Annotated in this window: 34 protein-coding genes; all 34 read right to left on the bottom strand. The window is 39.3% G+C overall.

Going from position 1 to position 20,874, the window contains the following annotated elements:
- Position 1: 1 nt before the first annotated feature.
- Entirely contained in the window at positions 2-913 is a 912-nt protein-coding gene (locus tag CJ263_RS03450; RefSeq protein WP_094995984.1) for a dimethylarginine dimethylaminohydrolase family protein, read from the bottom strand.
- Positions 914-1,004: 91 nt separating this feature from the next.
- Positions 1,005-2,291 carry a citrate synthase gene (locus tag CJ263_RS03455; RefSeq protein WP_094995985.1) on the bottom strand — a complete coding sequence of 429 codons (1,287 nt, stop codon included), beginning with the start codon at positions 2,289-2,291 and terminating at the stop codon, positions 1,005-1,007.
- A gap of 116 nt (positions 2,292-2,407) precedes the next feature.
- On the bottom strand, positions 2,408-3,943 hold the full coding sequence (locus tag CJ263_RS03460; protein WP_094995986.1) for a glycogen synthase: 1,536 nt from the start codon (positions 3,941-3,943) through the stop codon (positions 2,408-2,410).
- Between the two features lie 105 nt (positions 3,944-4,048).
- The gene (eno, locus tag CJ263_RS03465; protein WP_094995987.1) at positions 4,049-5,341 is read right to left on the bottom strand and encodes a phosphopyruvate hydratase; all 1,293 of its coding nucleotides are present in this window, start codon (positions 5,339-5,341) and stop codon (positions 4,049-4,051) included.
- Between the two features lie 108 nt (positions 5,342-5,449).
- On the bottom strand, positions 5,450-6,577 hold the full coding sequence (gene carA, locus CJ263_RS03470) for a glutamine-hydrolyzing carbamoyl-phosphate synthase small subunit (RefSeq protein WP_094995988.1): 1,128 nt from the start codon (positions 6,575-6,577) through the stop codon (positions 5,450-5,452).
- A gap of 96 nt (positions 6,578-6,673) precedes the next feature.
- Entirely contained in the window at positions 6,674-7,246 is a 573-nt protein-coding gene (gene rplQ, locus CJ263_RS03475) for a 50S ribosomal protein L17 (protein WP_094995989.1), read from the bottom strand.
- A 59-nt stretch (positions 7,247-7,305) separates the two neighbouring features.
- Positions 7,306-8,298, bottom strand: coding sequence for a DNA-directed RNA polymerase subunit alpha (locus tag CJ263_RS03480; protein ID WP_094995990.1), 993 nt, complete (start codon positions 8,296-8,298; stop codon positions 7,306-7,308).
- 19 nt (positions 8,299-8,317) lie between these two features.
- Complete coding sequence (gene rpsD / locus CJ263_RS03485; RefSeq protein WP_094995991.1) at positions 8,318-8,923, bottom strand: 30S ribosomal protein S4; 606 nt, start codon at positions 8,921-8,923, stop codon at positions 8,318-8,320.
- An 89-nt stretch (positions 8,924-9,012) separates the two neighbouring features.
- Complete coding sequence (gene rpsK / locus CJ263_RS03490; protein ID WP_094995992.1) at positions 9,013-9,405, bottom strand: 30S ribosomal protein S11; 393 nt, start codon at positions 9,403-9,405, stop codon at positions 9,013-9,015.
- 9 nt (positions 9,406-9,414) lie between these two features.
- Positions 9,415-9,789: a 30S ribosomal protein S13 gene (rpsM, locus tag CJ263_RS03495; RefSeq protein WP_094995993.1), complete on the bottom strand. Its 375-nt coding sequence runs from the start codon at positions 9,787-9,789 to the stop codon at positions 9,415-9,417.
- Between the two features lie 2 nt (positions 9,790-9,791).
- Positions 9,792-9,908 carry a type B 50S ribosomal protein L36 gene (gene ykgO, locus CJ263_RS03500; protein ID WP_010519235.1) on the bottom strand — a complete coding sequence of 39 codons (117 nt, stop codon included), beginning with the start codon at positions 9,906-9,908 and terminating at the stop codon, positions 9,792-9,794.
- 14 nt (positions 9,909-9,922) lie between these two features.
- A complete protein-coding gene (gene infA / locus CJ263_RS03505) occupies positions 9,923-10,138 on the bottom strand; it encodes a translation initiation factor IF-1 (protein WP_013305172.1) in 216 nt (71 codons plus the stop codon).
- Positions 10,139-10,141: 3 nt separating this feature from the next.
- Entirely contained in the window at positions 10,142-11,485 is a 1,344-nt protein-coding gene (gene secY / locus CJ263_RS03510; protein WP_094995994.1) for a preprotein translocase subunit SecY, read from the bottom strand.
- 14 nt (positions 11,486-11,499) lie between these two features.
- Entirely contained in the window at positions 11,500-11,952 is a 453-nt protein-coding gene (rplO, locus tag CJ263_RS03515) for a 50S ribosomal protein L15 (protein ID WP_094995995.1), read from the bottom strand.
- Between the two features lie 11 nt (positions 11,953-11,963).
- Positions 11,964-12,143: a 50S ribosomal protein L30 gene (rpmD, locus tag CJ263_RS03520; protein WP_047246260.1), complete on the bottom strand. Its 180-nt coding sequence runs from the start codon at positions 12,141-12,143 to the stop codon at positions 11,964-11,966.
- 98 nt (positions 12,144-12,241) lie between these two features.
- Positions 12,242-12,766 (bottom strand): 30S ribosomal protein S5, encoded by a 525-nt coding sequence (rpsE, locus tag CJ263_RS03525; protein WP_094995996.1) that lies wholly within the window; start codon positions 12,764-12,766, stop codon positions 12,242-12,244.
- A 9-nt stretch (positions 12,767-12,775) separates the two neighbouring features.
- Positions 12,776-13,132, bottom strand: a complete 357-nt coding sequence (gene rplR, locus CJ263_RS03530) for a 50S ribosomal protein L18 (protein ID WP_094995997.1) — start codon at positions 13,130-13,132, stop codon at positions 12,776-12,778.
- Between the two features lie 10 nt (positions 13,133-13,142).
- On the bottom strand, positions 13,143-13,685 hold the full coding sequence (gene rplF, locus CJ263_RS03535; RefSeq protein WP_094995998.1) for a 50S ribosomal protein L6: 543 nt from the start codon (positions 13,683-13,685) through the stop codon (positions 13,143-13,145).
- Between the two features lie 20 nt (positions 13,686-13,705).
- Positions 13,706-14,104, bottom strand: a complete 399-nt coding sequence (gene rpsH, locus CJ263_RS03540; protein WP_094995999.1) for a 30S ribosomal protein S8 — start codon at positions 14,102-14,104, stop codon at positions 13,706-13,708.
- Positions 14,105-14,169: 65 nt separating this feature from the next.
- On the bottom strand, positions 14,170-14,439 hold the full coding sequence (gene rpsN, locus CJ263_RS03545; RefSeq protein WP_094996000.1) for a 30S ribosomal protein S14: 270 nt from the start codon (positions 14,437-14,439) through the stop codon (positions 14,170-14,172).
- A 1-nt stretch (position 14,440) separates the two neighbouring features.
- On the bottom strand, positions 14,441-14,992 hold the full coding sequence (gene rplE / locus CJ263_RS03550; RefSeq protein WP_094996001.1) for a 50S ribosomal protein L5: 552 nt from the start codon (positions 14,990-14,992) through the stop codon (positions 14,441-14,443).
- A 2-nt stretch (positions 14,993-14,994) separates the two neighbouring features.
- On the bottom strand, positions 14,995-15,309 hold the full coding sequence (gene rplX, locus CJ263_RS03555; RefSeq protein ID WP_094996002.1) for a 50S ribosomal protein L24: 315 nt from the start codon (positions 15,307-15,309) through the stop codon (positions 14,995-14,997).
- A gap of 13 nt (positions 15,310-15,322) precedes the next feature.
- On the bottom strand, positions 15,323-15,691 hold the full coding sequence (gene rplN, locus CJ263_RS03560; RefSeq protein ID WP_027064819.1) for a 50S ribosomal protein L14: 369 nt from the start codon (positions 15,689-15,691) through the stop codon (positions 15,323-15,325).
- Positions 15,692-15,694: 3 nt separating this feature from the next.
- The gene (gene rpsQ, locus CJ263_RS03565; RefSeq protein ID WP_094996003.1) at positions 15,695-15,952 is read right to left on the bottom strand and encodes a 30S ribosomal protein S17; all 258 of its coding nucleotides are present in this window, start codon (positions 15,950-15,952) and stop codon (positions 15,695-15,697) included.
- A gap of 13 nt (positions 15,953-15,965) precedes the next feature.
- Positions 15,966-16,157 carry a 50S ribosomal protein L29 gene (gene rpmC, locus CJ263_RS03570; RefSeq protein WP_094996004.1) on the bottom strand — a complete coding sequence of 64 codons (192 nt, stop codon included), beginning with the start codon at positions 16,155-16,157 and terminating at the stop codon, positions 15,966-15,968.
- Positions 16,158-16,169: 12 nt separating this feature from the next.
- Positions 16,170-16,595 (bottom strand): 50S ribosomal protein L16, encoded by a 426-nt coding sequence (gene rplP, locus CJ263_RS03575; RefSeq protein WP_094996005.1) that lies wholly within the window; start codon positions 16,593-16,595, stop codon positions 16,170-16,172.
- Between the two features lie 21 nt (positions 16,596-16,616).
- Entirely contained in the window at positions 16,617-17,336 is a 720-nt protein-coding gene (gene rpsC, locus CJ263_RS03580) for a 30S ribosomal protein S3 (protein ID WP_094996006.1), read from the bottom strand.
- Position 17,337: 1 nt separating this feature from the next.
- On the bottom strand, positions 17,338-17,745 hold the full coding sequence (gene rplV, locus CJ263_RS03585) for a 50S ribosomal protein L22 (RefSeq protein ID WP_094996007.1): 408 nt from the start codon (positions 17,743-17,745) through the stop codon (positions 17,338-17,340).
- A 3-nt stretch (positions 17,746-17,748) separates the two neighbouring features.
- A complete protein-coding gene (gene rpsS, locus CJ263_RS03590; RefSeq protein ID WP_094996008.1) occupies positions 17,749-18,027 on the bottom strand; it encodes a 30S ribosomal protein S19 in 279 nt (92 codons plus the stop codon).
- Positions 18,028-18,040: 13 nt separating this feature from the next.
- Positions 18,041-18,865, bottom strand: coding sequence for a 50S ribosomal protein L2 (gene rplB, locus CJ263_RS03595; RefSeq protein ID WP_094996009.1), 825 nt, complete (start codon positions 18,863-18,865; stop codon positions 18,041-18,043).
- A gap of 9 nt (positions 18,866-18,874) precedes the next feature.
- Complete coding sequence (rplW, locus tag CJ263_RS03600; protein ID WP_094996010.1) at positions 18,875-19,165, bottom strand: 50S ribosomal protein L23; 291 nt, start codon at positions 19,163-19,165, stop codon at positions 18,875-18,877.
- A gap of 4 nt (positions 19,166-19,169) precedes the next feature.
- A complete protein-coding gene (gene rplD / locus CJ263_RS03605; RefSeq protein WP_094996011.1) occupies positions 19,170-19,802 on the bottom strand; it encodes a 50S ribosomal protein L4 in 633 nt (210 codons plus the stop codon).
- Positions 19,802-20,425 carry a 50S ribosomal protein L3 gene (rplC, locus tag CJ263_RS03610; protein ID WP_094996012.1) on the bottom strand — a complete coding sequence of 208 codons (624 nt, stop codon included), beginning with the start codon at positions 20,423-20,425 and terminating at the stop codon, positions 19,802-19,804. Before rplC ends, rplD begins: the two co-directional genes overlap by 1 nt.
- 143 nt (positions 20,426-20,568) lie before the next feature.
- Positions 20,569-20,874 carry a 30S ribosomal protein S10 gene (gene rpsJ, locus CJ263_RS03615; RefSeq protein ID WP_007094989.1) on the bottom strand — a complete coding sequence of 102 codons (306 nt, stop codon included), beginning with the start codon at positions 20,872-20,874 and terminating at the stop codon, positions 20,569-20,571.

Consider the following 20,874-nt stretch of genomic DNA (forward strand, 5'->3'; position numbering starts at 1 on the left):
ATTATTCCCTGATTAATGGTAAAGTACTACATCTTAATAGTCCCTCTTGTTTTGAAATTTCAGCGTAAGGAACCTCTTCCACCGTAAAACCTTGCTCTCTAAGCCAGTTGTTGAGCCTTTTAAAGTTCTTTTCCGAAACGACGACATCCGGTGCAATTGAAAAGACATTACTGAACATGTGGTACATTTCATCGGCGGAAATCTCAAAGATATGCTCCCGTCCAAAAAAATCAACCAACCATTGATATTCCTCTTCAACAAGAAACCCATTTTTGTGAAGAATGGCCTTACCCTTTCCCAAAGGTTGAAAACAACAGTCTAGATGCAAGGCATTTTCCCTAGCATTTTTGGATTTCCTCAATTCAAAGGACTTTACCTTTTTCCCGGGAAATTGATTACGTAAATACTCGACAGCATGTGAGTTGGTTCTTGCCGTAATATGGTATGCGTAATCCTCACCTGTGTATGTCCCAACAAAAATATAATCGTTCCACGGCATGACATCACCACCTTCCACATGCACTTTTTCCGGTGGATGTAAAATGTTTTCCTCTGGAATTTTATCCAGAACATGAAGTATGGCATCAACCTCCTTTTCCCTATCCGGTAAAATATTGGAAATAATAAGCTTCTCCTCAATTACGAAAGCTATATCCCTTGAAAATATTTGATTACAGTCTTTTAAGACCTCTGGCCTGAAGACAGCCACATTATATTTTTTTAGCACTTCTGAAAAAGCCTCCATCTCCCCAATCATATCTTCTTCTTTGGGATATGTACCCGCCAAGATATGTTCCAAGGATTTTGGATCATAAGCTTCCTCTGGCTTGGGTATTGGCCCACAGCTTTTCGCAGTTCCCAATACAACCGCCTTTAAGCGAGATACTTCATCATTAACACTTAGCCTAAGCATATTACTAGTTTTGAGTGCTAAGGTAAGACTAAAAAACGCCCTCTTAAAACTTTAAAAGGACGTTCAATATTTCTATTAAAATTTCTACTGATTATCTGGATTTTAAACCCACAAACGGTCTAAGGTTTTCCCCTATATATACTTGCCGTGGTCTTCCTATGGGCTCTCCCCTTAATCGCATTTCCCTCCACTGTGCAATCCATCCGGGAAGTCTTCCCAAAGCAAACATTACCGTAAACATTTCCGTTGGTATACCAAGTGCTCGGTAGATAATACCAGAATAGAAATCCACGTTGGGATATAATTTTCTATCTACAAAGTAAGGATCTTCCAAAGCTTCCTTCTCCAAGCCTTTAGCAATATCAAGGATTGGGTCATCAATTCCCAAATCGCTTAAAACCTCATCAGCAGCTTTTTTGATTATTTTGGCCCTAGGGTCAAAGTTCTTATACACCCTGTGACCAAAGCCCATCAACCTAAATGGATCTTCCTTGTCCTTGGCCTTTGCCATATATTTTTTGGTATCTCCACCATCCGCTTCGATCGCCTCCAACATTTCCAATACGGCCTGATTGGCACCACCATGCAAAGGTCCCCATAATGCAGAAATGCCTGCAGACAAAGAAGCAAAAAGTCCAGCATGGGAAGATCCTACAATGCGAACTGTAGATGTAGAACAATTCTGTTCATGGTCCGCATGTAAAATCAATAATTTATCCAGAGCTTCTATAACTACTTTGTTCTTTTTATACTCTTGATTTGGACGCTTAAACATCATTTTATGGATGTTTTCCACATAGCCTAGGGTATCATCTCCATAATCCAACGGCAAGCCCTTTTTCTTTCGTAAGGTCCATGCCACCAACACTGGAAATTTGGCCAGTATCCTTACTATTGCATGATACATGTCCTTTTCAGAACTTACGTCTACCGTAGAAGGGTTAAACGCAATCAAGGCACTTGTTAAGGAGGAAAGTACACCCATGGGATGTGCCGATTTCGGAAATCCATCCAAAATCTTTTTCATTTCCTCATCTACATGGGACTCATCCGTAATATCCTTGTGAAATTTGGCCAACTCCTCTTCATTGGGTAATTCACCAAAAATCAATAAGTACGCTACCTCCAAAAAGTCGGCTTTTTCCGCCAACTCTTCTATGGAATACCCCCGATATCTTAAAATACCCTTTTCACCATCCAAAAAAGTAATGGCACTTTCACAGGAACCTGTGTTCTTATACCCCGGGTCTATAGTAATAATTCCTCCAGTAGAGGACCTTAAGGATTTAATATCAATGGCAAGTTCCTTTTCCGTGCCTTCAATAACAGGAAACTCATACTTTTTACCATTATATTCTAAAGTAGCTTTATCTGACATTTTTAAATTTTACGGGTTAATCGATTAGGGGTAAAGTTAATAAAACAGGGGTATTTTAACAATTTCGCAAAGGGCTTTGGGCTAAAATTAACAATATGTCCGACGTAGAGAAAAACCTATAACAAATAGAGATCTTTGTAATACGCATCCACCGAATCCTCCCAAGTAAATCGCATCTTTTTAGCATTCGCCTTAATACGTTTCCAAGCCGGTTTATCATTCTCCCAAACATTCAAGGCCTCATCGAAAACCTTTACCATATTTCTTATCTGCTGATCATAAGTCTTACCTTCAAACGCAAACCCAGTTTTCATGTGGGCGACCGTATCCTTTAAGCCTCCAGTATGGTGAACCAAGCAAGGATTACCATTTCTCATGGCCAACATTTGACTTATTCCGCAGGGCTCAAACAAACTTGGCATAAAGTATAAATCTGTTTCCAGGTACATGGAATCTATCAAATCTTCTGACTGTCCGTTGGTAAAAATAAAATTCTTGTGTTTGTAGCTCATTTTCCTGAACAAATCCTCGTAATCAGGATTTCCTGTTCCCAAAAGCATAAAAATACCTTCTACCTTTTCTAAACGTTTTAGAATTTCCTCAAATGCTTCTGGAGAACGTTTTAAGAAATAAAATTTTTGCTCGGTCAACCTGGCCACACTTGAAACGATAAATTTGGGCCTATTACCAACATATTGCATGATTTTCTCGCCGGTATGCGCTAAAAAATCTGCCTTATATTTTTTGGATTCGTCCTGTAACCATCGGAACAGGGCCTTTACCGTATTTCTGTACAGATTTCCTTTTTCCGCAGTTCTAATATTGTTGTAGTTGGATGCGTTCAAAATACCAAACAACCTTCCTTCATTGTTTGCATTTTGCAAATCCTTTTCCAAACCTTCCCCCCCTATAAACTCCGGTGGCCTACTAGGCAACATTACATCTTCCTTGTAAGAAGGAGATACCGTGTGCACGGCATCCGCCAAACGAATACCTACCGCCATTAAGTTTATACAGTCCTGGTACCGAGGATCCATCAATACTTTATGGTCTAATTGAATTTCTGGAAACCAATGGTTGACAGAGGCGTAGTTATTATAAAACGGTCTGATACCCTGTATCGCTAGATTATGTATGCTATACACATAACGCATTTTTTTTAGGTCTTGATAGGCAGGATGATACGTCTTTAAAAATAGTACGGCACTGGAGTGCCAGTCGTGCATATGTACAATATCCAACTTACCAAAGGCCCCTATTTTGATAGCTTGGGCGACGGCCGTGGAAAAAATCATAAACTTTACAAAATCATTGAAAAATGGTTCCGTTGGATCATCATGATATATATGTGCAATACCGCCCTCCTTGATTTCAGGATGATGAATTACATAGTGGGATATGTTTTTGACAATTTTTTTGGGAAGCACCTCATAGAGCTCCGCAACATATACAGTTCCCCTAAGATTAAATTCCAACTTTGCCTTAAAAACCCCGTTTTGATGTAATCTCCCATAAGAAGGTACCACTACATGGGCAGAATCTCCGCGACTGGCAATTTCCCTGGGAACATCCCTCACTACGTCACCCATTCCTCCAGCCTTACAGTCGGGGATTGCGTCATTTTCGGCGGATACAAAAAGAAAATTATTCATAGAATGCAAATAGGGGGTTGATATCTTAGAAAAGGTAATTAAAGTTTTAGACTGTTCCAAAAAAAAAGGCCTTCTAAAAAGAAGGCCTTTGGTACCAAACTTGGATTATTTTATCTTAAATGCCTTTTTCTGAGGATAATAGGCCATACTTCCCAACTCCTCTTCAATTCGTAATAATTGATTGTACTTGGCCATACGGTCAGACCTAGAGGCTGAACCTGTTTTGATTTGCCCACAATTCAAGGCTACTGCCAAATCGGCAATCGTATTATCTTCTGTTTCACCAGATCTATGGGACATTACGGAAGTATACCCGGCATTCTTGGCCATGTTCACGGCTGCTATGGTTTCCGTAAGGGTACCTATTTGATTTACTTTGATCAAAATGGAATTTGCAATACCCTTTTCTATTCCCGTGGACAATCTTTCTACATTGGTCACAAATAAATCATCACCTACCAATTGAACCTTATCCCCTATTTTTTCGGTCAGGGCTTTCCATCCGTCCCAATCGTTTTCGTCCATACCATCTTCAATGGAAATGATGGGGTATTTTTCGGTCAAATCCGCCAAGTATTGCGCTTGTTCCTCAGAAGTCCTAACCTCTCCTTTGCTTCCTTCAAATTTGGTATAGTCGTAGGCACCGTCCACATAGAATTCTGCAGAGGCACAATCCAAGGCTATCATAACATCATCACCTAATTTATAGCCAGCTTTTTCAACCGCTTTGGCAATGGTATCCAAAGCATCCTCAGTTCCTCCAGCAAGATTAGGTGCAAATCCTCCCTCATCGCCTACGGCAGTACTTAGACCTCTGTCATGCAAAACCTTTTTTAGATTATGGAAGATTTCAGTACCCATCTGCATGGCATGAGAAAAGCTTTTGGCCTTTACCGGCATGACCATGAACTCTTGGAAGGCGATAGGCGCATCAGAGTGCGAACCCCCATTGATAATATTCATCATTGGTACGGGCAACGTGTTAGCGCTAACACCCCCAACGTATCGGTATAGGGAAATTCCCAATTCATTGGCAGCGGCCTTTGCTGCGGCCAAGGAAACTCCTAGAATAGCGTTAGCTCCCAATTTGGACTTATTAGGAGTTCCATCCAAATCGATCATGGTCTGGTCCAATAAATTTTGCTCAAAAACGGACATACCCAATATCTCCTCAGCGATTACGGTATTGACATTCTCAACGGCCTTCATAACTCCTTTGCCCATGAAGGTATTTCCCCCATCACGTAGTTCAACTGCCTCATGTTCTCCCGTAGAGGCTCCAGAAGGTACTGCGGCTCTTCCCATTACCCCATTTTCAGTGATTACGTCTACTTCTACTGTTGGGTTTCCTCTTGAATCTAAAATTTGTCTTGCGTGAACGCTTAGTATGATACTCATTTGTTATTTTCTTTAATAAACTGATTTAAAAACTGATTGGCAAAGATACAAACGTTAGCTCCACATTGCTAAATTCATTCTTCTAATTCAAAATAATATAACGATTTTTTAAACTTCTGTGGATTGCTTTGAAGTTTTCTCGATCAAACTGAAAAAATCATCAAAAAGATAATCGGCATCATGAGGTCCCGGGCTGGCCTCAGGATGATACTGTACCGAGAACACATCTTTATTCTTCATCCGTATTCCGGCAACGGTTTGATCATTCAAATGGACGTGCGTAATCTCTAGATTATCGTTCGCTTCGGTTTCCTCCCGGTTAATGGCAAATCCATGGTTCTGGGAAGTTATTTCACCTTTTCCAGTAAGTAAATTTAATATGGGATGGTTGATACCCCTATGCCCATTGTGCATCTTATAAGTAGATACGCCATTGGCCAAGGCAATTACCTGATGCCCCAAACAAATACCAAACAAGGGCTTGTCTGTCTTTATAATTTCCTTGGCTACGGTTATAGCTTCAGACAAAGGCTCAGGGTCGCCAGGTCCATTGGATATAAAGTAAGCATCAGGATTCCAAGAAGACATCTCGGGAAACGTAGCATTATATGGGAATACTTTTATATAGGCCCCACGCTTCTCAAGGTTTCTTAAAATATTCTTCTTAATTCCAATATCCAAGGCCGCAATTTTGATATTTGCCGATGGATCGCCATAAAAATACGGTTCCTTGGTGGACACTTTGGAAGCAAGCTCCAATCCCTCCATACTTGGAACTTTTTCCAACTGCTTTTTTAATTCCTCAATGTTATCGACATCAGTGGATATTACGGCGTTCATAGCCCCATTATCCCTAATGTAACTGACCAAGGCACGGGTATCCACATCTGAAATGGCAAAGAGGTCGTTACTATCCAAAAAATCCTGTAAACTGGCATCTGCACTTGGACGCGAATATTCATAGCTGAAATTCCTACAAATTAAACCGGCAATCTTGACGCTCTCAGATTCTACCTCTTCCTTATTTGTACCGTAGTTCCCTATGTGTGCATTGGTGGTAACCATTAATTGTCCAAAATAGGACGGATCCGTAAATATTTCTTGATATCCGGTCATACCGGTATTGAAACAAACTTCCCCAAAGGCGGTTCCTTCTTTGTCCCCAACAGACTTTCCATAAAAAATGGTACCATCGGCTAACAATATTAACGCTTTCTTTTTGGCTTGATACTTCATGCTATTCCTTTACTTTTTATCCGTTCACAAAAAAACATAAAAAAAGGATAAGCTTTTAAACTTATCCTTTTATAATTATCAATATTTATTGACATTTTACTCTTTTGAATCATCTTCCTTTTTAACCTCGTTCTCAGGTTGTGATTCCGTTTCCGGCTTAGCCTCCGCTTCTGGTGCAGCCTCTTCAACAACTGGTTCTTCAACTTTTGGAGCTTCGTCACTAGAGCTTTTACCACCTCTTCTACTTCTTCTAGTAGATTTCTTCTTCGGTTTCCCAGCATTGTAGATCTCATTGAAATCAACCAACTCTATCATGGCCATATCCGCATTATCACCTAATCGATTTCCCAACTTGATGATTCTTGTATATCCACCTGGTCTATCCGCTACTTTTTCAGATACTACGCTGAACAATTCATTTACCGCATATTTATCTCTAAGATTCTTGAAAGCGATACGTCTATTGTGAGTACCTTTCTCTGCGGACTGATTGTTCTCTGCTTTGGACCTAGTGATCAATGGCTCAACAAATTGTTTCAAAGCTTTGGCTTTGGCAACCGTTGTATTAATTCTTTTATGTTCGATTAAAGAACATGCCATATTGGCCAACATAGCTTTTCTATGTGCCGACTTTCTTCCTAAATGGTTAACTTTTTTACCGTGTCTCATGTTATTGTATTATCATCTTGCTACCAAACTCGTTTGAACGAGGAGCAAAATATGATTAATTAATCCTTATCTAATTTATATTTTGACAAATCCATTCCAAAACTAAGGCCCTTGTTGATAACCAACTCCTCAAGCTCTGTTAAGGATTTTTTACCAAAGTTTCTAAACTTCATTAAATCGTTCTTGTTGAAGGACACCAAGTCTCCTAAAGTATCAACTTCAGCAGCCTTTAAACAGTTCAAGGCACGGACCGAAAGATCCATATCTACCAATTTGGTCTTCAACAATTGTCTCATATGTAACGATTCCTCATCATAGGTCTCTGTTTGAGCAATCTCATCTGCTTCCAGAGTGATACGCTCATCGGAGAACAACATAAAATGATGGATAAGAACCTTTGCAGCCTCGGTCAAGGCATCCTTAGGGTGAATTGAACCATCGGAAACAATTTCAAAAACCAATTTTTCGTAGTCAGTTTTCTGTTCTACACGATAGTTTTCGATGCTGTATTTTACGTTCTTTATGGGAGTAAAGATAGAGTCGACCGCTATAGTCCCTATTGGCGCACCGGACTTTTTGTTTTCCTCTGCAGGGACATAACCTCTACCCTTATCAATAGTGATTTCCATATTGATGCTAATCTTGGGATCCATGTTACAAATCACCAAGTCTGGATTCAGCACTTGGAAACCTGAAATGAATTTTTGAAAATCCCCTGCTGTCAATTGTTCCTTTCCGCTAACGGAAATTGAAACGACTTCTGCTTCAGAATCCTCGATTTGTTTCTTGAAACGAACCTGCTTCAAGTTTAGGATAATTTCGGTAACATCTTCTACAACACCCGAAATTACGGAGAACTCATGTTCAACTTTATCAATCCTTACGGATGTAATGGCATGGCCTTCCAATGAAGAAAGCAATACCCTTCTAAGTGCATTCCCAACAGTTAATCCATAACCAGGCTCCAAAGGACGAAATTCGAACTTTCCTTCGAAGTCTGAGGAATCGATCATTATTACTTTATCGGGTTTCTGAAAATTAAATAATGCCATAATTGGATCAGTGTTGTTTTTATTTAGAGTAAAGCTCGACGATTAATTGTTCTTTGATGTTTTCCGGAATTTGTAATCTTTCTGGAACGGAAACAAAAGTTCCTTCCTTCTTCTCACTGTTCCAGGTAATCCATTCATAAACACTGCTACTTGCTGCAAGAGAATCTTGAATGCTCTGTAATGATTTGGATTTTTCCCTAACACCAACAACATCCCCAGCCTTTAAAGAGTAGGAGGGAATATTTACAATCTCGCCATTTACCGTTATATGTCTGTGAGAAACCAATTGCCTGGCTCCACTTCGCGATGGGGAAATACCCATTCTATACACTACGTTGTCTAAGCGACTTTCGCACAATTGTAAAAGAATTTCACCGGTAACGCCCTCTTTTCTCTTGGCGGTGGCGAAAAGGTTTCTAAACTGCTTCTCAAGTATACCGTAGGTATATTTTGCCTTTTGTTTTTCCATCAACTGAACGGAATACTCAGACTGTTTTCCTCTACGTCTGTTATTTCCGTGTTGTCCTGGAGGGTAATTTTTCTTTTCAAAGGATTTGTCGTCCCCGAATATCGCCTCACCAAATTTACGGGCGATTTTTGATTTAGGTCCTGTGTATCTTGCCATTTTCTAATATTATGAAGGTGAGATTATGAATTAAGGCTTATCCTTCGATAATCGTAACTACACCTTCGGTGAAATTTATTTATACTTGATTAAACTCTTCTTCTTTTTGGAGGTCTACATCCATTATGTGGCATTGGGGTCACATCGATGATTTCAGTAACCTCAATTCCTGCGTTGTGTATGGAACGGATAGCTGATTCCCTTCCGTTTCCAGGGCCCTTAACATAAACCTTCACTTTACGCAAACCTGCCTCATGGGCAACCTTTGCACAATCTTCCGCTGCTACCTGAGCCGCATAAGGAGTATTCTTTTTGGAACCTCTAAAACCTAATTTACCTGCCGATGACCAAGAAATAACATCACCCTTCTTGTTAGTCAAAGAAATAATGATATTATTGAAAGAAGCACTTACATGAGCCTCTCCTACTGAATCAACAATAACTTTACGCTTTTTGGTTACCTTAGTATTTGCCTTTGCCATAACTATCTATTATTTGGTAGCTTTCTTCTTGTTAGCAACTGTTTTTCTCTTTCCTTTTCTAGTTCTAGAGTTATTCTTTGTACGTTGACCCCTTAATGGCAAGCCAGATCTATGACGTATACCTCTATAACATCCAATATCCATTAATCGCTTAATGTTCAATTGGGTCTCAGAACGCAATTCACCTTCAATCGTGTAGGATGAGACAGCTTCCCTAATACGACCTATTTCATCATCGTTCCATTCAGAAACCTTAGTATCCTCACTGACTTGGGCTTTTGCCAAAATTTCCTTAGCCCTGCTCTTCCCTATTCCAAAAATATAGGTCAAGGCTATTACGCCCCTTTTTTGTTTTGGTATATCAATACCCGCGATTCTTGCCATAATTACCCTTGTCTTTGTTTAAATCTAGGATTCTTTTTGTTGATTACGTACAATCTGCCTTTTCTGCGAACAATCTTGCAGTCGGCACTTCTCTTCTTTATTGATGCTCTTACTTTCATCTTACTTTGCTTTCTTAGTATCTATAAGTAATTCTTGCTTTCGTAAGGTCATATGGACTCATTTCCAATTTAACCTTGTCTCCAGGTAACAACTTAATATAATGCATGCGCATCTTACCTGAAATATGCGCTGTAACTACATGTCCATTTTCCAATTCAACTCGAAACATTGCATTTGACAATGCTTCAATAATGGATCCATCTTGTTCTATCGCTGCTTGTTTAGCCATAAATTATGCTACTTTTCTATTTTTTCCGGTTTTCATTAATCCGTCATAATGCCTATTCAATAGGTAAGAATTTACCTGTTGTACAGTATCGATTGCCACCCCAACCATAATCAAAAGGGAAGTACCTCCATAAAAAAGTGCCCATCCAGCCTGTACATCCAACAATTTTACCACTATTGCCGGTAAAACGGCCAGCAAAGCTAAAAATATAGATCCAGGTAGCGTAATTAATGACATAATTTTATCCAAATAATCTCCAGTTTCTTTTCCAGGCCTTATTCCAGGGATAAAACCGCCACTACGTTTTAAATCATCTGCCATTTTATTGGTAGGAACCGTAATCGCCGTATAGAAGTAGGTAAAAATGATAATTAGAAAGGCAAACAATAAGTTATAGGCCCATCCAAAAATATCACTAAACTGAACTTGCATCCACTGACCAAATGACGTATCATCAAAAGCTCCACCTATCATTCCAGGAACAAACATAATTGCCTGTGCAAAAATGATGGGCATTACACCAGAGGCATTCAATTTCAATGGAATATACTGTCGTGATCCCATGATATTCTTTTCATATCCACCAGATGCCGTTCTCCTAGCATACTGCACCGGTATTTGACGAGTTGCCATAACTAAAAGCACACTGGCCAAAATCACCAAGAACCATACAATTACCTCAATAAGAATAAACATTAAACCACCATTATTATTGGTAGTTCTTGAAACAAATTCTTGAACAAAAGATTGGGGCATTGTTGCTATGATACCGATCATAATCAATAAAGAAATACCGTTACCAATACCTTTATCCGTAATTTTTTCACCCAACCACATGGCAAATACACAACCAGAAACCAAGATAATCACAGCAGGAACCATAAAATCCAATCCCTTACCCAGTACAAAGGCACTATCTGGAACACCAAACGCACCAAGACCGTACAAATAAGCAGGTGCTTGAACTATACAGATACCTATTGTTAACCACCGGGTAATTTGATTGATAGTTTTCCTACCGCTTTCCCCTTCTTTCTGCAATTTCTGAAGGTAAGGAATTGCAATACCCATCAATTGCACTACAATAGAAGCGGATATATACGGCATAATACCCAAGGCAAAAATCGAAGCATTGGCAAACGCCCCTCCAGTAAAAGCATTGAGAAGACCAAATATTCCTTGGTCAGTACCATCGGCCAAACCTCCTAATTGAGTAGAATCTATACCTGGAAGAACGATTTGGCAACCAAATCTATATACCAAAAGAAGCCCAAGGGTAAGTATTATTCTATTCCTTAGTTCCTCTATCTTCCAAATATTGGATATTGTTTCAATGAATTTTTTCATGTTCCCGCTAATACTTATAAACTTATTGCTTCACCACCCGCAGCTTCAATCGCAGCCTTTGCAGAAGCAGTAAATTTATGTACAGATACTTTAAGAGCGGCCTTTAAATCTCCATCTCCTAAAATCTTAACCAAATCGTTTTTTCCCACTAAACCATGCTCTACCAAAGTTTCAAAGGAAACTGTATCCTTGATTACTTTAGAATCAACAAGCTCTTGTAATTTTCCAAGGTTTATTCCCTTGTAATCTTTACGGTTGATATTCGTAAAACCGAATTTGGGAACTCGTCTTTGTAAAGGCATTTGACCACCTTCAAATCCTATTTTCTTGGAGTAACCAGATCTAGATTTAGCACCTTTATGCCCCCTTGCGGCAGTACCACCCTTACCAGAGCCCTGTCCTCTACCTAAACGTTTACCATCTCTATTTACGGAACCTTCTGCAGGTTTTAGATTACTTAAGTTCATTAGATCTATATTTATGCTTCTTCGGTAGAAACTAAATGTTTAACTTTATTTATCATGCCAAGAATATTAGGTGTTGCATCATGTTCAACAACCTGACCTATTCCTTTTAGTCCAAGAGCTTCCAAAGTCCTCTTTTGATTCTGAGGTTTCTTTATACCACTCTTAACTTGTTTTACTTTTATCTTTGCCATTATATGTAGTAATTCGTATCCAGTTTTAAGTAATTAGTCTATGCAACGCCAAAAATAGGCTTATTAACTTTTTACTCTCTACTTTTTACCATGGTTATTTATCCTTTAAAAACCTTCTCCAAGGAAATCCCTCTTTGTTGCGAAATAGTCTTGGCATCCCTTAGTTGTAATAAGGCATCAAATGTAGCTTTTACAACATTGTGAGGATTGGAAGACCCTTGAGATTTTGATAGTACATCATGCACACCAACTGACTCCAATACCGCTCTAACGGCACCACCGGCAATAACTCCCGTACCATGGGAAGCCGGTTGAATATAAACACGTGCTCCACCATATTTTCCTTTTTGTTCATGAGGTAGCGTACCTTTATTCAAAGGAATACGAATCAAGTTCTTTTTACCATCCTCAATGGCCTTTGCGATTGCAGTGGCAACCTCTTTAGATTTTCCAAGACCGTGTCCTACAACACCATTCTCATCACCAACAACTACAATAGCGGAAAAACCAAATGCCCTACCACCTTTTGTTACTTTGGTCACACGTTGTACTCCAACCAACCTATCTTTTAAATCTAAACCTCCTGGTTTAATTGTTTCTACATTTTTGTATTTCTGGAACATACCTTTAATTTAGAATTTTAATCCTGCTTCCCTTGCACCTTCTGCCAAAGACTTCACACGTCCGTGATAAAGGTTACCACCTCTGTCAAATGCTACCTTTTCTATTCCAGCTGCCTTTGATTTTTCTGCGATAGCCTTACCTACTAGGGCGGCAATTTCTGTTTTATTACCCTTAACGGCAGCTATATCCTTATCCCTGGAAGAAGCAGCAGCTAAAGTAACTCCTTTTACATCGTCTATCAATTGCGCATAGATTTCACTATTACTTCTAAAAACGGACAATCTTGGCCTTTCAGCGGTTCCATTGGAAACCTTACGGATTCTCCTTCGAATTCTATACTTTCTTTGTGTTTTTGATAATCCCATAATACTATTATTAAGCCGATTTACCTGCTTTTCTTCTTAACTGTTCACCCACAAATTTGACTCCTTTTCCTTTGTAAGGTTCTGGCTTACGGAAGGATCTAATCTTTGCCGCAATATGCCCAACCAACTGTTTGTCATGAGAAGTCAGCTTAACTATAGGGTTTTTACCTTTTTCAGAAATCGTTTCTACCTTAACCTCTGGAGCTAGATCAAAAACGATATTGTGTGAAAAACCTAATGCCAAATCCAATTTTTGGCCTTGGTTACTTGCACGATAACCTACACCTACCAACTCCAACTCTTTGGTCCATCCTTGCGATACACCTTTAACCATATTCAATATCAAAGCTCGGTATAGACCGTGTTTTGCCTTATGCTCCTTAGAATCAGATGGTCTTGTTACCCAAGCTTGCCCGTCTTCTATTTTAACTTCAACACCAGAGAAATCTTGAGTCAATTCTCCCAACTTACCTTTAACGGTAATTTCGTTGTCTTTGACCTCAATTGTAACTCCTTCTGGAATCGCTATCGGATTATTTCCTATTCTAGACATCTTCTAACTCTTTAATTCTATTAATATACGTAGCATAAAACCTCACCACCAACATTCTCCGCCTTGGCTTGCTTACTTGTCATAACACCATGGGATGTTGAAACAATTGCAATACCCAATCCGTTAAGGACCCTAGGCAAATTATCGTTAGAGGAATACTTTCTTAAACCAGGCTTACTGATACGTTGTATCTTCTTAATTACAGGTTCCTTTGTCACCTTATCATATTTCAAGGCTATTTTGATATTACCCTGAACCTTATCATCCTCAAACTTGTAACTTAAAATATATCCCTGATCGAATAATATTTTAGTTATTTCCTTTTTCAAATTAGACGCAGGGATTTCCACAACTCTGTGTCCTGCCCTACTCGCGTTTCTAACTCTTGTTAGATAATCTGCTATAGTATCTGTTACCATTTATATATAATTCGGTGACGGTTTTTAGCATTTTGCTAAACCTGAAACCAGTTATTAATTTAATATTACCAGCTGGCCTTTTTAACCCCTGGTATCAAGCCTTGGTTTGCCATTTCCCTGAACATAACCCTAGAAATTCCAAAAGTCCTCATGTAGCCCTTTGGTCTTCCTGTTAGCTTACATCTATTGTGCATACGCACTGGAGAGGCATTTTTAGGCAATTTCTGTAACGCTTCATAGTCGCCTGCCTCTTTTAGGGCCTTGCGCTTTTCTGCATATTTAGCTACAGTTCTTGCCCTTTTTCTCTCACGGGCTTTCATTGATTCTTTAGCCATTCTAGTTCTTTTTAAAAGGTAATCCCAATTCTGTTAATAATGATTTTGCTTCCTTGTCCGTTTCGGCAGAGGTTACAAAAGTTACATCCATCCCGTTTATTCTATTGATTTTGTCGATATTTATCTCGGGAAAGATAATTTGTTCGGTAATTCCAAGGTTATAGTTTCCACGACCATCAAAACCAGTAGCTTTAATTCCCTGAAAATCCCTAACCCTAGGTAAAGCTGAAGTAACCAACCTATCCAAAAATTCATACATACGATCTCCTCGTAATGTAACTTTTGCACCAATTGGCATACCTTTTCTTAACTTAAAGGCGGCAACGTCTTTCTTGGACATTGTAGCAACAGCTTTTTGACCAGTTATCATTGTCATTTCATCGACCGCATGGTCAATAAGTTTCTTATCGGCTACGGCAGCTCCAACACCTCTACTAACCACGATTTTTTTCAACTTTGGAACCTGCATTACATTTTTGTAACCGAATTCCTCAGTTAAGGCCGCAACTATACGATCCTTATATTCTTTCTTTAATCTTGCAACGTAAGCCATAACTAAATTACTTCATTTGATTTCTTGGAAACCCTAACTTTCTTTCCATCTCTCAATTCATAACCAACCCTTGTAGTCTCACCGGACTTTGAGTCGATCAAGGATAGATTTGAAATATGAATCAAAGCTTCCTTCTTAACGATACCACCTTGAGGATTTTTAGCACTGGGCTTCTCATGCTTGGAAACCATATTCACACCCTCAACAATAGCCTTATTCTTTTCAAAATTTACGGACATGACCTTGCCTTCTGATCCTTTATGGTCACCAGCAACAACTCTCACCGTATCTCCTGTTTTTATCTTTAACTTTTTCATCTTGATAATCAAATTATAGTACCTCTGGGGCCAATGAAACAATTTTCATGAACTGCTTGTCCCTTAGTTCTCTCGCCACAGGGCCAAAAACACGGGTTCCGCGCATTTCACCGGCAGGGTTCAATAAAACACAGGCGTTATCATCGAAACGGATATAGGACCCATCAGGTCTTCTTACCTCTTTCTTTGTTCTAACAACCACTGCAGTAGAAACCGCACCTTTCTTAATACCCCCATTTGGAGTAGCCTCCTTTACGGTAACTACGATTTTATCACCAATAGAAGCATATCTTCTTTTTGTACCGCCAAGAACTCGGATAGTTAAAACTTCCTTTGCTCCGGTATTATCCGCGACCTTTAATCTAGATTCTTGCTGTAACATAACTTATTTGGCTCTTTCTAAGATTTCTACTAACCTCCAACACTTGGTCTTGCTCATAGGACGGGTTTCCATAATCTTTACGGTATCCCCTATATTACAATCGTTCTTTTCGTCATGGGCGACATATTTTTTTGTCTTCAAAACGAACTTACCGTACATAGGGTGTTTTACTCTCTTCACCTCGGAAACAACAATGGATTTTTCCATTTTGTCACTGGTTACCACCCCAATTCTTTCTTTTCTTAAGTTTCTTTTTTCCATAAAGCAGAACCAATTATTGGTTTTCCCTTTTAGTTAATTCAGTAGCCAATCTTGCAACCGTTCTTCTTACCTTTCTAATTTGAAGAGGGTTCTCCAATGGAGTTACAAAATGAGCCATTTTTAAATCTGCATGTTGCTTCTTATACTCTGCAAGTTTTTCCGTAAGTCCTTCAACAGACAATTCCTTTATTTCTTGATTTTTCATGATTTCCTACGATTAATTGTCAACTGTATAATCTCTTGCAACAATAAATTTTGTTCTAACCGGAAGTTTTTGCGCAGCAAGCCTCAATGCCTCCTTTGCTATGTCTATAGACACCCCAGCTATTTCAAACATTACCCTTCCAGGTTTAACAACGGCAACAAAATATTCCGGAGCACCTTTTCCTTTACCCATACGAACCTCCAAAGGTTTTTTGGTGATAGGCTTGTCCGGGAATATCTTAATCCATAATTGACCTTCCCTTTTCATATATCTTGTAGCGGCAATACGAGCTGCTTCAATTTGACGGGAAGTCAAAAAAGAAGAGTCCATAGATTTTATTCCGAACATACCATTAGAAAGTTGATGCCCTCTACCGGCATTGCCCTTCATACGGCCTTTCTGCATTTTTCGGAACTTCGTTCTTTTTGGTTGTAACATGTCTCTCTACTTCTTTAATTATTACTTTCTACGTCGAGGTTTTCTTCCTCCTTCTTGCTTTCCACCTTTTGAAGGCTGCCCTTTTTGCATACCTACCAATGGGGAAAGTTCTCTCTTTCCGTAAACCTCACCCTTCATGATCCAAACCTTAATACCTAATTTTCCATAGGTGGTTTGAGCCTCATGCAATGCATAATCGATATCAGCCCTAAAAGTAGATAATGGGATTCTACCTTCCTTATAAGATTCTGAACGTGCCATCTCCGCTCCGTTCAACCTTCCTGAAATCTGAACCTTGATACCTTCAGCGTTCATTCTCATAGCAGCAGCAATCGCCATTTTAATAGCTCTTCTAAAAGAGATTCGGCTTTCAATTTGACGTGCAATACTAGCAGCCACTAGATTGGCATCCAATTCAGGTCTTTTAATTTCGTAGATGTTGATCTGAACCTCCTTGTTGGTAATCTTTTTAAGCTCTTCCTTCAATTTATCTACCTCTTGCCCTCCTTTACCAATTATAATACCTGGCCTTGCAGTCGTTACAGTAACCGTTATCAACTTAAGCGTTCTTTCTATGATAACTCTTGAAACGCTTGCTTTGGACAACCTAGCATGGATATATTTTCTTATTTTATCGTCCTCGGCCAATTTATCTCCATAATCATTTCCACCATACCAGTTAGATTCCCATCCCCTGATAATTCCTAGACGATTTCCTATTGGATTTGTTTTCTGTCCCATTCTAGCTTTCTGTATTATTGTTAGACCCCAAAACCAAGGTTACATGGTTTGAACGTTTTCTTATCCTATGTGCCCTTCCCTGAGGAGCAGGACGCAATCTTTTTAGCATTGTCCCACTATCCACACGGATCTCCGAAACTACCAAATCAGCATCTTCCAAACTGGCATCTTCATTCTTTGCCTGCCAATTTGCCAAAGCGGAAAGCAATAATTTCTCCAACTTTCTAGAAGCTTCTTTAGGGTTGAATCTCAATATAGCAAGAGCTTTTTCAACCTTCTCCCCACGTACCAAATCAGCCACAAGCCTCATTTTCCTTGGTGAAGTAGGACAATTGTTCAATTTAGCAAAAGCTACTTTTTGCTTTTCAGCCTTTATTCTTTCGGCCATTTGTTTTTTACGAACTCCCATAGCTTACTTCTTTCCTTTATTCTTTGCACCCGCATGACCCCTAAAAGATCTTGTTGGTGAAAATTCCCCTAATTTATGCCCAACCATGTTTTCTGTTACAAAAACAGGTACAAATTGTTTTCCATTGTGAACAGCAATCGTTAATCCAACAAAATCAGGAGTAATCATTGATGCCCTTGACCATGTCTTAATAACCGATTTCTTGCCAGAAGAAACATTATCCTGAATCTTCTTCTCTAAACTGTAATGAACGTAAGGTCCTTTTTTTAGTGAACGTGCCATTTCTTTCTACTTTTTATTTCTTTCTACGTTCTATTATATACTTATTGGTACTCTTGGTCTTGGAACGAGTTCTATAACCTTTGGCCGGAACACCGTTTCTAGATCTAGGATGACCTCCGGATGCCCTACCTTCACCACCACCCATTGGGTGATCTACTGGGTTCATGGCTACCGGTCTGGTTCTTGGTCTTCTACCCAACCATCTACTTCTACCTGCCTTACCGGAAACCAACAATTGGTGATCTGAATTAGAAACAGCACCTATGGTCGCCATACAAGCCGATAAGATTAATCTAGTTTCACCAGACGGCATCTTTACAGTAACAAACTTTCCATCCTTTGCCATCAACTGGGCAAAAGTACCTGCACTTCTAGCCATTACCGCACCCTGACCAGGACGTAACTCAATACACGAAATGATAGTACCTAATGGAATTTCACTTAGAGGCATCGCATTTCCAATTTCTGGAGCTGAACCAGTTCCAGCAGAAACTTGCTGGTCTACCTTCAGGCCATTTTGGGCAACGATATATCTTTTTTCCCCATCATTATATTCCAACAGAGCTATAAAAGCTGTTCTGTTTGGATCGTATTCAATCGACTTAACCGTAGCAGCAACATCCTGCTTATCTCTTTTAAAATCGATTACACGGTACCTTCTCTTATGACCACCACCTTTTTGGCGTATAGTCATCTTTCCTTGACTGTTTCTACCTCCAGACTTTTTTAACGGAGCAAGCAAGCTTTTCTCCGGCTTATCAGCAGTAATGGCGTCAAACCCGTTTACTACTCTAAAACGCTGTCCTGGAGTTATTGGTTTTAATTTTCTAACTGACATTTCTTGTCTTTATAGATTACTGTAAAAATCAATTATATCACCCTCTACCACATCAACAATCGCCTTTTTTGTAGCGTTTGTTTTTCCATGCTGTACACCAGTTTTTGTAAATCTGGTTTTTCTCGTAGGCCCATAATTCATCGTTCTAACTTTCTTGACCGAAACACCATAAGCAGCTTCAACAGCATCCTTAATCTGAATCTTGTTGGCCTTCGGATCTACTAGGAAACCATAACGGTTGTTCAACTCGCTATCCGCAGTCATTTTTTCCGTTATAATCGGTTTTATCAACACACCCATGATACTACTTATTATTTAAATTTGATTCGATTCCTTCTAGAGCGCCCTCCAACAATACTACATTTGATGCATTTAGTATTTTGTAAGTGCTTAATTCTGAGTTTGTTACAACATCAGAACCCTTAAAATTACGAGAAGACAAATATACGCCTTTATTTGAATCGCCCAACACTATTAAGGACTTTTTGTTTTCCAATCCCAATGACTTTAAAACATTTACAAAATCCTTGGTCTTTGGAGTGTCAAAATCAAAGTCTTCAACCACTACAATAGCGTTGTCTTTCGACTTGATGCTCAATGCCGATTTTCTGGCCAAACGCTTTAGGTTTTTATTCAATTTTTGGGTATAATCCTTAGGCCTTGGCCCAAATATTCTACCACCTCCCCTAAAAATGGGAGATTTAATGCTACCGGCCCTTGCGGTACCAGTTCCCTTTTGCTTTTTTATCTTCCTAGTACTACCAGCTATTTCACCACGCTCTTTAGCTTTATGTGTACCTTGTCTTTGATGGGCCAAATATTGCTTAACATCCAGATATACTGCATGCTCATTAGGCTCTATTGCAAATACGTTATCAGAAAGCTCAGCTTTTCTTCCCGTATCTTTTCCATTTATATCTAATACTGCTACCTTCATTACTGCCATCTTTGAATAGTTACATACCCATTTTTATGACCAGGGACACATCCTTTTAGAACTAAAAGGTTCTTCTCCGGAACTACTTTCAAAACCCTAAGGTTCTGTACGGTTACTTTTTCACCACCCATTCTACCGGCCATTTTCATTCCTTTGAAAACCCTAGCAGGATAGGAGGCTGCACCAATGGAACCTGGAGCTCTTAGTCTATTGTGTTGACCGTGGGTCGATTGACCAACACCGCCAAAACCGTGTCTTTTAACAACACCCTGGAATCCTTTACCTTTAGATGTACCAATGACATCCACAAATTCTCCTTCTACAAACAAGTCAACACCAAGGGTGTCTCCTAATTTATATTCTCCTTCAAAACCTTGGAACTCAACGACTTTTTTCTTGGGAGAAGCACCTGCTTTTTTAAAGTGACCGGATTCGGCCTTGTTAGCACGTTTTTCTGCCTTGTCATCGAAACCAAGTTGAAGGGCACTATACCCGTCTACCTCTTCGGTTCTGACTTGGGTAACTACACATGGCCCTGCCTCAATAACGGTACATGGAATGTTCTTTCCATTCTCGTCAAAAATGCTGGTCATGCCTACTTTTTTTCCTATTAACCCAGACATACTTAAATTATTAATTACTAATTATTAAAAACTATTCAAAAAAATAGGGTCAAAAATAATTCAACCCTGAAATTATTTTATCTCCGTTTTTCCCTCGCCCGCAGCTCAGGACATGTTACACTGAAAATTCAGTACAGTGCTTCTTATACCTTGATCTCAACCTCAACACCACTAGGAAGCTCTAACTTCATGAGGGCATCGATAGTTTTGGAAGAGGAGCTATAAATATCCAATAGCCTCTTGTATGAACTAAGTTGAAATTGCTCTCTCGACTTCTTATTTACGTGCGGTGAACGCAACACAGTAAATATTTTCTTGTGTGTAGGCAAAGGAATTGGTCCCGTTACAACAGCACCGGTAGTCTTTACCGTTTTTACGATTTTCTCAGCAGACTTGTCCACCAAATTGTGATCGTAAGACTTAAGTTTTATTCTAATTTTCTGACTCAT

The sequence above is a fragment of the Maribacter cobaltidurans genome, assembly GCF_002269385.1.
GTDB lineage: Bacteria > Bacteroidota > Bacteroidia > Flavobacteriales > Flavobacteriaceae > Maribacter > Maribacter cobaltidurans.